The following is a 9,142-nucleotide window of genomic DNA, read 5'->3' as shown; positions in this document are numbered from 1 at the left end:
GCCCAGGGCCAGGGCCGCGAAGAAGTAGGCCACCTCCCCCTGGGCCAGGGAGGAGGAGCGCAGGCGGATGATGGACAGGACACCGAAGAGCCCCAGGCCCAAGCCGGCCCCGACGTTGTCGCTCGTCGACAGCAGCAGGGTGACCGCCAGGACGCCCACGTTGACGCCGATGTAGGCGGCCACCAGGTCTCGGCGCCCGTGGCGCGGAATGTAAAGGGCCCCGACCAGGATGGCGAGAGCCACCAGGTCGGCGCCGATGTAGGCCAGTGTCAGTGGTAGGTCTTGCAACACCTGCTGCATGAGGATGTCCTTGGGGGAGATGGGTTGGGAACCGTATTGTTACGTTAACATAACGATAGGTTGGTTTGTATAAATCGCGCTAGGGCATGAGCCCCCTGTGTGGTGTGAGGCTGCATACTCTCGGAGCAGCCTTCCTCGTTGTCACGGTTATCACCGGCCTGCTGAGTGCTGGAGGCGGGAAGTGTCGATCGAGGTGGTCGCTTTCGACGCCGTCGGATCCCGGCCACTTGCTGGATGTTCGCTGGGTGCGGCGACACGCCGAAGGGGTGCGTCCGAGAGGGCGAATTCTGCGTCTTCATCCCCAGGGCTGGGGGTAGAGAGCTGTCGACGACCGGCCGCGCCTGTGGTTAAGGGGGGCGAATAGATGTCGTACCCATGCAGGACCATCGTTGTGCGGATTGCGGGGATGGGCTCGAGGACCTCCAACGAGGCGGCCACGGACTGTCTCCACCAGCCGTCCACAGTGAGACGAAGGTTTTCCACAGAGGGGAGGGGTGGTGTGCACAGGGCCACGTTAGACACAGCATCTTGGGGTGATGGACCCGGATCACCCCAAGGGGTAGTGTCTTGCTCCGCGGGGCCGTTCTGGCCTCCCGTGAATGACAAGCGTGTGGTGCCGCCGGCGCAGTCCCTGTTCGGGGACGGGCCGCAGTCACCGCCACCCGACCTTGAGGAAGAGACGGACATGGCGATCACCATCTACAGCAAGCCCAACTGCGTCCAGTGCACGGCCACCTACCGCGCCATGGACAAGGCCGGCCTGTCCTACGAGACGGTGGACATCTCCTTGGACGCTCAGGCTCTCGAGCAGGTCAAGTCCCTGGGATACGCCCAGGCCCCCGTCGTCGTCGCCGGAGAGGACCACTGGTCCGGCTTCCGTCCGGACAAGATCAAGACCCTCGCCCTGGCCGTCGAGTCCGTCGCGGTCTGAGGCCGCGGGGGCGCGCCGTGAGTAGCGGGCCTCTGCTGGTCTACTTCTCCTCCACCTCGGAGAACACGCACCGATTCGTGGGCAAGCTCGGCTTCCCGACGGCGCGCATCCCCCTGAGGCGCACGGAGCCGCCGCTGACCGTGGACGAGGAGTATGTCCTGGTCGTGCCCACCTATGGTGGCGGCTCTGTCAAGGGGGCGGTGCCCAAGCAGGTCATCGCCTTCCTCAACAACCCGGACAACCGGGCCCTGTGCCGGGGCGTTATCGCCTCGGGCAACACCAACTTCGGCCAGGCCTACTGCCTGGCGGGTGACATCATCGCCAGCAAGTTGGGAGTGCCGTTCCTGTACCGCTACGAGCTGCTCGGCACCCCCACGGACGTCGCACGCGTCAAAGAAGGATTGGAAAACTTTTGGCAGACACGCTGACGGACACCGGCTCAGAGACCGTGTCCTCCCCGGAGCTGGACTACCACGCGCTCAACGCGAAGCTGAACCTCTACGACGCGGACGGCAGGATCCAGTTCGATGCCGACCACGAGGCGGCCCGGCAGTACTTCCTCCAGCACGTCAACCAGAACACGGTCTTTTTCCACGACCTGGAGGAGAAGCTCGAGTACCTGGTCGAGGAGGGCTACTACGAGGGCCACATCCTGGACAAGTACTCCCCGGAGTTCGTCAAGTCCGCCTTCAAAGCCGCCTACGCCCACAAGTTCCGCTTCGAGACCTTCCTGGGAGCCTTCAAGTACTACACGTCCTACACGCTCAAGACCTTCGACGGGAAGCGCTACCTGGAGCGCTTCGAGGACCGTGTCACCATGGTGGCCCTCACGCTGGCCGACGGCGATGAGCAGCTGGCCCTCGACCTCGTTGACGAGATGATGTCCGGCCGCTTCCAGCCGGCCACCCCCACCTTCCTCAACGAGGGCAAGGCCCAGCGCGGGGAGCCCGTCTCCTGCTTCCTCGTGCGCATCGAGGACAACATGGAGTCGATCGCCCGTGGCATCAACTCCGCCCTCCAGCTGTCCAAGCGCGGCGGGGGAGTGGCCCTCCTGCTGAGCAACCTGCGGGAGATGGGCGCCCCCATCAAGCGCATCGAGAACCAGTCCAGCGGCGTCATCCCCGTCATGAAGCTGCTGGAGGACTCCTTCTCCTACGCCAACCAGCTCGGGGCCCGCCAGGGTGCAGGGGCCGTGTACCTGCACGCCCACCACCCCGACATCATGCGGTTCCTGGACACCAAGCGTGAGAACGCCGACGAGAAGATCCGCATCAAGACCCTCTCACTGGGCGTCGTCATCCCGGACATCACCTTCGAGCTGGCCCGCAACAACGAGGACATGTACCTCTTCAGCCCCTACGACGTCGAGCGCGTCTACGGCATGCCCTTCGCGGACATCAACGTCACTGAGAAGTACCGCGAGATGGTGGACGACGGGCGCATCAAGAAGAAGAAGATCAACGCCCGTACCTTCTTCCAGACTCTGGCCGAGATCCAGTTCGAGTCCGGCTACCCGTACGTCATGTTCGAGGACACGGTCAACAAGGCCAACCCCATCAAGGGCAAGGTCGTCATGTCCAACCTGTGCTCCGAGATCCTTCAGGTCTCCGAGCCCAGCGAGCTCAACGAGGACCTCACCTACGCCCACGTGGGCAAGGACATCTCCTGCAACCTGGGCAGCCTCAACATCGCCAAGACGATGGACTCCCCGGACTTCGCCCGCACGATCCGCACCGCTGTGCGTGGCCTGACCGCCGTCAGCGACCAGACCCACCTGCCCAGCGTGCCTTCCATCGACCGGGGCAACCATGAGTCGCACGCCATTGGCCTGGGGCAGATGAACCTCCATGGCTTCCTGGCGCGCGAGCGCATCCACTACGGCTCCGAGGAGGGCCTGGACTTCACCAACGTCTACTTCGCCAGTGTCCTGTTCGCCGCCCTGACGGCGTCGAACGAGATGGCCGTGGAGCGCGGGGAGAGCTTCGTGGGCTTCGAGGACTCGACCTACGCCAGCGGCGAGTTCTTCGAGAAGTACGTGACCCAGGACTTCGTGCCGGTCACCGAGCGCGTCAAGGAGATCTTCGCGGCCTCCAGCGTGCACGTTCCCACGCGTGAGGACTGGGCCGAGTTGGCGGAGAAGATCAAGAAGGGCGGCCTGTACAACCGCAACCTGCAGGCCGTGCCGCCCACCGGCTCGATCTCCTACATCAACAACTCCACCTCCTCGATCCACCCGATCGTGGCCAAGGTGGAGATCCGCAAGGAGGGCAAGATCGGCCGCGTCTACTACCCGGCGCCCTTCATGACGAATGACAACCTCGAGTACTACCGGGACGCCTATGAGATCGGCCCGGAGAAGATCATCGACACCTACGCCGTGGCCACCCAGCACGTGGACCAGGGGCTGAGCCTCACGCTGTTCTTCCCGGACACGGCCACCACCCGCGACGTCAACCGAGCCCAGATTTACGCCTGGCGCAAGGGCATCAAGACCCTCTACTACATCCGCCTGCGTCAGGCCGCCCTGACCGGAACCGAGGTCGAGGGCTGCGTCTCCTGCATGCTGTGAGCCGGCCGCCGTCGGCTGCCTGCCCATGACTGCCGTCGGGGCCGAGAGGACATGATTCCTCCCGGCCCCGACTCTCGTGCCGGATGGGCGAGTGTCTGTCGATGACCGCTCTTACCAATATCTCCTGTGTAGTGTGTAGTGGCTGTACACATGAGTTGTTTAGCGGATAAACTGCTGTCGTGAAGGTGCGTGAGCTCAACCGACGGATCGAGGCGCTGGGTGGTGTCATGACTCGTCAACGTGGTTCGCATCGACGGTACGAGGTGCTGTCGGCCGAGGGGGTTCGGGCCTTCACTGTTGTTCCTCAACATGCTGGAGAGGTGCCGGTGGGAACGCTGGCTGCGATCGATCGCGACCTTGCGCCGGTCCTCGGGAAAGGGTGGACAAGACGATGACGACGTATGACGTGACGGTGAGTCGCGAGGCGGACAACTGGTTGGCGCAGTGCGTTCAGGAACCCACGGCGCATACCTGGGCCCCTACTCTCGCAGCGGTGCGCGCTGAGATTGTCGACGCCATCATCCTTGCAGCGGATCTGCCGGAGGGGGCTGTCATTGACGTCCGTCTTCTTCCGGATGATGGTCTGCCGGAGTACATCGTGCGGGCACTCAAGGTCGGTAACGACCGGATGGCTCTCCGCTCCGCCGAGGCGGCCTTGCGAAGCGCAACGGAGGAGTCGGTGCACGCCATGCTGGCTCAAGGGCACAGTGTGCGCGACGTCGCCGGCGCCGTGGCACTCACTCCGGGGCGGATCGCGCAGCTCTCCGCCTAACAGCAGTGGCTTACCTCGCAGCCGAGGACTCCTCGGTGCGACGGCGCAGCTCGCGCACGGTGGCGTGCGGATCCTCACCGGCCGGGAACCCGCGCAGGCGCCAGTACATGGCCAGCAGGGAACCGGTGATCGTGTGCCAGAAGGTCGCCACCGCGCAGGGTGCGGCCACCGCCGCGCTCAGGTACTGCAGGGCGAGCGTTGAACCGAGCCCGGCGTTCTGCAGGCCCACCTCGATACCGATCGTGCGGCGGTCGGCCCGCGAGACGCCGAAGGCTCGCGCCACGGCGTAGCCCAGGGCGTAGCCGGTCGCATTCTCCAAGGCGATTGCGGCGAACATGAGCGGCCCCGCGGTGGCGATGAGCGGCTGACTCTTGGAGGCTACGGCCGCCACCACCGCGGCGATCGCCACGACCGAGACCCACGGCATCGCCGGCTGGATCCGCGCCACCTGCCGGTGGAAGAAGACATTGCAGGCCAGGCCCGCACCTACCGGCAGCAGCACGATCTGCACGATCGACAGAGCCATCGACCCGGCCGGTACCTGCATGTAGGTGCCGGCCAGCCACAGGGTCAGCAGCGGGGTGACGATGGGGGCAAGCATCGTGGAGAAAGCGGTCATCGACACCGAAAGTGCCGTGTTGCCCTTGGCCAGGTAGCTGACCACGTTCGACGTCGTCCCTCCGGGCACGCAGCCGATGAGGATGATGCCCACCTTGAGCTCGGGGGACAGTGGCAGCAGGTTCGCCACGCTCCAGCCCACCAGCGGCATGACTGCGTACTGGCTGAGCACACCCAGAATGACCGGCTTCGGGTGACGAGCGATCATCGTGAAGTCCGGGATGGACAGGGTCATTCCCATCCCCAGCATCGTGACGGCCAGCAACGGCGTCATGTAACCGGCCAACGGCACGAAGGTGGAGGGCGAGAAGAAGGCGGCGAGGAAGGCGCCGAACATGATGAGCGGGAAGACCGTCACCGCAATGCGGGCGCTGCGGTCCTGCCTCCTCTCGGAGGCCGCGTCGGTGTCAGCGCCTGTGTCAGGAGGGGGTGTCATGGGATGCCTCGGATCATCGATGGAGCGTCAGCGGGGATACGTGCGGGGACGATAGTCCGAGGAGTGACACGATGCCGTCTCAGTCCATCGTGCGGACGCATCTGGGCCTCGAGTACTGAGGGCTCGGAACGGGCCGCCGGCCGTAACCCGCGTCGGTGGCCCTGCGGGCTTGGTGAGGCCAGTGCAGGCCGGGGCTCTACTCGAGGTCGTCGTCGGCGTCGTCGGCACGGTTGACGACGCCGGACTCGGGTTCATCCTCGGGCTCGCGCCACACCTCGTCGCAGCGGTGGACGCTTGTGGCGATGAGGCGAGCATTGGGCAGATCCACGGTGCGCACCCAGTGACCGGCCGCCAGCGGGTTCTTGCCGAAGTCCTCGTGCCGGTTGATGAGCCGCGGCACGAGCACCTCCTCGGGCACGTCAATGTGGATGAGCAGGTCGATCCGCTCACGCGCCGCACCCCAACCGCGCGTCTCCAGCGCGAGGTAGTTGCCCTCAGTGACGACGACGCCGGTGCCGCTGACGATGCTCCCGGCCGCCATGGACTCGTGCATGTCGCGCCGGTAGACCGGAACGAGGACCTGAGGGGCGCCGTCGGCTCGCACCCGGTCCAGGGTCGTCAGGTAGCCCTCGACGTCGAATGTGTCAGGGGCGCCCTTGCGGTTGCGGCGCCCCAGCTCGTCCAGGACGGCGTTGGACAGGTGGAAGCCGTCCATGGCAACCAGCCCGGCGAAGACGCCCGCCGCCTTCAGACCGGTCTTCAGCTGCTCGGCAATCGTTGATTTTCCCGAACCGGGAGCCCCCACGAGCCCGACGACGAGGCGTTCAGGCGCGTCATCGGCCGCCAACCGCTGCGTGAGCTGGTCGACGAGGTTGCTGACCAGGGTGGGGATCTCGCCCACCCGAACCGCGGGACTCATGAATCTATTATCTCAGTCAACTAAGTGCCTGAGGGACAGATGCGGCATCTGTATCCGTCGTGACGCCTGGAGTGGAGTAGTTGCCGGCTGGCTGGCGGAATCGTGGGCGATACTGCCGAGGGTCGGTTGTTGGCTGCAACTCTGGGGTCGGCTGAGGGATGAACCGAGGTGGGCGCCGTCGAAAATCGATTTCTCCCACCTGAGCGGTTAGCGATGAAGTCGTCATCGTCGTCATCATTCCGAGGCAAAACGGCAGCCGATTCGTGACCGTCGCGTGAGATTTTCGCCATTGATACCAGTAAATATAGAACTTAAGTTCGGCACCGCATCAATTGAATGCCGGACTTCTCCCGAAAGGTTTGCCGTGTCAAAGATCCCTGCCCCCAGAGCGCTCAGAGCGCCTGTGCGTGCCACAGGTGCTCTCCTCCTGCTCGTGGTGATGGTTGCCGCGATGCTGACGGTCCTGCCCATGCAGGCCCGAGCCGCCATCAACCCGAAGATCACTGTCTCCGACCTGTCACTGACCCCCTCAAACGCCGTCGGCGAGGAGGACCCGAGCAAGACCGCGGTTCAGAGCGGTGACTACCTCAAGCTGAAGTTCAGTTGGGATGCCAGCAAGGCCCAGGCCAAGGGCGGGGACTCCTTCGAGATCGCACTGCCCGAGCAGGTCCGCAGCAAGGACAAGATCACTGAGCCGATGATGCTCAACCACGATGGCGTCGCCACGCAGGTGGGTGAGTGCTCGGTGGCCGAGCGTAAGATCACCTGCACCTTCAACAGTGAGCTCGACAAGATCGTCGCCCAGGGCTTCAAGGACCTGCGGGGTAACGGGACGTCACTGGTGGTGGCCAACGGGGCCTCGGATCTGCCCAACCTGTCGATCAAGGCCAACGGCGTGGACACTCCCGTGGCCGTTCCCGGCGGCAAGATCGGCGCGTACGTCGAAGGCCCCTACAAGCCGGAGAAGGTCACCAAGTGGGCCAGTGACCTGACCGCTGACTCCGACAAAATTGCCTGGCAGCTGATCTTCGGTCCTGACCAGATCAAGGCGGCTCTCGAGGAGAACGGTCAGTCGCTGACCGTGGATGGCAAGACCCGCTCGACCATCATGTTCACCGATGAGCTCGGCCCCGGACAGAAGTACGTCGCCGACAAGAGCAGGTGGAGGCTGGAGACCGGCACCTCCGAGGGTAAGGGTGCCAGCTCCGGGCAGCTCACGGACGCTTCCGGCGCCGACCAGAACACCGGCGCGGGCGACTTCGACCTCGACGTCACCTTCAACGGCGACGTCGCCTTCATCAAGGTGACCGGTCCCTTCGCGCCGCGCAGCAACTACATCGTCCGCTACGAGTCGACCCCCAACACCGACAACGGCAAGGTGCAGCCCGGTGTGCGGTACAAGAACGACGCCACCGCGCTGGGAACCAGTCTGCGGGGCTCCTACGCGGTGCACTACGCCTCATCCTTCTCCATTAACGTCGAGATGAAGCCCGGCTTCGGTGGATTCGAGATCACCAAGCTCCTCACCGGAACCGAGACCGGCAAGGTGGCGGCGGACACCACCTTCAAGGTCAGTGTCAACTACGACCTGCCCGGTGACGCGAAGGCAAGCGCCTACCCGGGCTGGAAGGCCCCGGGCACCCTCAACCAGGAGGGTACTGGTGGTGACCTCGAGATGACCCTCAACATCGGTGCGAAGACCGTGTTCAAGGAAATCTTCCCCACCGGAACGGTCCTCACGTTCAACGAGGACCCGACGAACGCCTCGGTCACTCCTGAAGGTGTCGTCTGGGGTAAGCCGGCCTTCATGGTGAACGGCCAGAGCACCAACACTGCGACCGTTGAGGAGCAGATGCTCGAGACCGTGACGCTGAGCAACTCTGCTGACGCCGTGCCCGTGGATCACGGTGACTTCACGATCACGAAGGCCCTGGCCGGCGACGGCGACTTCAGCAACTCCACCTTCCTGTTCACCTACAGCTGCACTGACAACACCACGGGCTTCCTGATGGTGAAGGGCGGGAAGACCTCGGAGCACTCCGAGGAGGTCGCGGCAGGCTCGACCTGCACCGTCACCGAGATCACCGACTCCGCCTTCCGGGCGGGATACACGCTGACCGCCCCGGAGCCGCAGACCGTCGCCATCGTCAAGGATCAGACGGCCGAGGTGACGATGACCAACACCTACACGAAGGCCAAGGGCTCGTTCTCGGTGACCAACACAGTCAAGGGCGCCGAGGTCGGGGACAAGGAGTTCACCTTCACCTACACCTGCGACAACGGGCAGGAAGGCACCCTCAAGGCCAAGGCCAATGGCACGCCGGTCAACGGTCCGGAGCTGCCTGTGGGCACGGAGTGCACCATTGAACAGGACGTGAACACGGCTCAGGTCGATGGGTACTCCCTGAAGGCCCCCGCGTCTCAGAAGGTGCACATTGGCGAGAAGGTGCTGGACCTGAAGTTCGCCGGTATGTACACCTCTCTCGCCGTGCCGTCGCCGACGCCGAGCGCTGAGGCGACTGCGAAGCCTTCCGCCGAGCCGAGTGCTGCGCCGAGTGCCGCTCCGACTGACAAGCCGGCCGCTGACGCCAGCGCGG

9 protein-coding genes are annotated in these 9,142 nt (G+C 64.6%); 6 read left to right on the top strand and 3 right to left on the bottom strand.

Annotated elements, in window-relative coordinates; translation table 11 throughout:
• The coding region (locus HMPREF3165_RS13850) for a DUF4956 domain-containing protein (RefSeq protein WP_256275235.1) at positions 1 to 300 on the bottom strand (300 nt) is incomplete at its 3' end.
• A gap of 685 nt (positions 301 to 985) precedes the next feature.
• Here HMPREF3165_RS13850 and nrdH point away from each other — a divergent pair.
• From nrdH to HMPREF3165_RS08205, 5 genes are all read left to right on the top strand, one after another.
• Positions 986 to 1,231, top strand: coding sequence for a glutaredoxin-like protein NrdH (gene nrdH / locus HMPREF3165_RS08220; protein ID WP_003788409.1), 246 nt, complete (start codon positions 986 to 988; stop codon positions 1,229 to 1,231).
• A gap of 17 nt (positions 1,232 to 1,248) precedes the next feature.
• Positions 1,249 to 1,659 carry a class Ib ribonucleoside-diphosphate reductase assembly flavoprotein NrdI gene (gene nrdI / locus HMPREF3165_RS08215; RefSeq protein ID WP_070512349.1) on the top strand — a complete coding sequence of 137 codons (411 nt, stop codon included), beginning with the start codon at positions 1,249 to 1,251 and terminating at the stop codon, positions 1,657 to 1,659.
• Positions 1,644 to 3,800 carry a class 1b ribonucleoside-diphosphate reductase subunit alpha gene (gene nrdE, locus HMPREF3165_RS08210; RefSeq protein ID WP_003788405.1) on the top strand — a complete coding sequence of 719 codons (2,157 nt, stop codon included), beginning with the start codon at positions 1,644 to 1,646 and terminating at the stop codon, positions 3,798 to 3,800. Before nrdI ends, nrdE begins: the two co-directional genes overlap by 16 nt.
• Before the next feature lie 179 nt (positions 3,801 to 3,979).
• On the top strand, positions 3,980 to 4,195 hold the full coding sequence (locus HMPREF3165_RS12935) for a type II toxin-antitoxin system HicA family toxin (protein ID WP_083303258.1): 216 nt from the start codon (positions 3,980 to 3,982) through the stop codon (positions 4,193 to 4,195).
• A 98-nt stretch (positions 4,196 to 4,293) separates the two neighbouring features.
• Entirely contained in the window at positions 4,294 to 4,572 is a 279-nt protein-coding gene (locus HMPREF3165_RS08205; RefSeq protein WP_256275234.1) for a hypothetical protein, read from the top strand.
• 10 nt (positions 4,573 to 4,582) lie between these two features.
• Here HMPREF3165_RS08205 and HMPREF3165_RS08200 read toward each other — a convergent pair whose 3' ends face one another.
• Together HMPREF3165_RS08200 and HMPREF3165_RS08195 are read right to left on the bottom strand one after the other, a co-directional pair.
• Positions 4,583 to 5,626: a bile acid:sodium symporter family protein gene (locus tag HMPREF3165_RS08200; RefSeq protein WP_070512346.1), complete on the bottom strand. Its 1,044-nt coding sequence runs from the start codon at positions 5,624 to 5,626 to the stop codon at positions 4,583 to 4,585.
• 196 nt (positions 5,627 to 5,822) lie between these two features.
• Entirely contained in the window at positions 5,823 to 6,545 is a 723-nt protein-coding gene (locus tag HMPREF3165_RS08195) for a nucleoside/nucleotide kinase family protein (RefSeq protein ID WP_070512343.1), read from the bottom strand.
• Positions 6,546 to 6,948: 403 nt separating this feature from the next.
• Between HMPREF3165_RS08195 and HMPREF3165_RS08190 the strand changes: the two genes are divergently transcribed.
• Positions 6,949 to 9,142, top strand: a 2,194-nt coding sequence (locus HMPREF3165_RS08190; RefSeq protein ID WP_256275233.1) for a DUF7926 domain-containing protein, incomplete at its 3' end; no start/stop codon positions are given.

This window comes from Actinomyces sp. HMSC08A09 (assembly GCF_001807465.1).
GTDB lineage: Bacteria > Actinomycetota > Actinomycetes > Actinomycetales > Actinomycetaceae > Actinomyces > Actinomyces oris.
This window is presented reverse-complemented; position numbering and strand designations above follow the sequence as displayed.

What these genes read in the sequence shown, in the direction of transcription:
- nrdH (WP_003788409.1), top strand. Translation starts at nt 986, where the DNA reads ATGGCGATCACCATCTACAGCAAGCCCAACTGCGTCCAGTGCACGGCC.
- HMPREF3165_RS08200 (WP_070512346.1), bottom strand. Translation starts at nt 5,626, where the DNA reads ATGACACCCCCTCCTGACACAGGCGCTGACACCGACGCGGCCTCCGAG.
- HMPREF3165_RS08195 (WP_070512343.1), bottom strand. Translation starts at nt 6,545, where the DNA reads ATGAGTCCCGCGGTTCGGGTGGGCGAGATCCCCACCCTGGTCAGCAAC.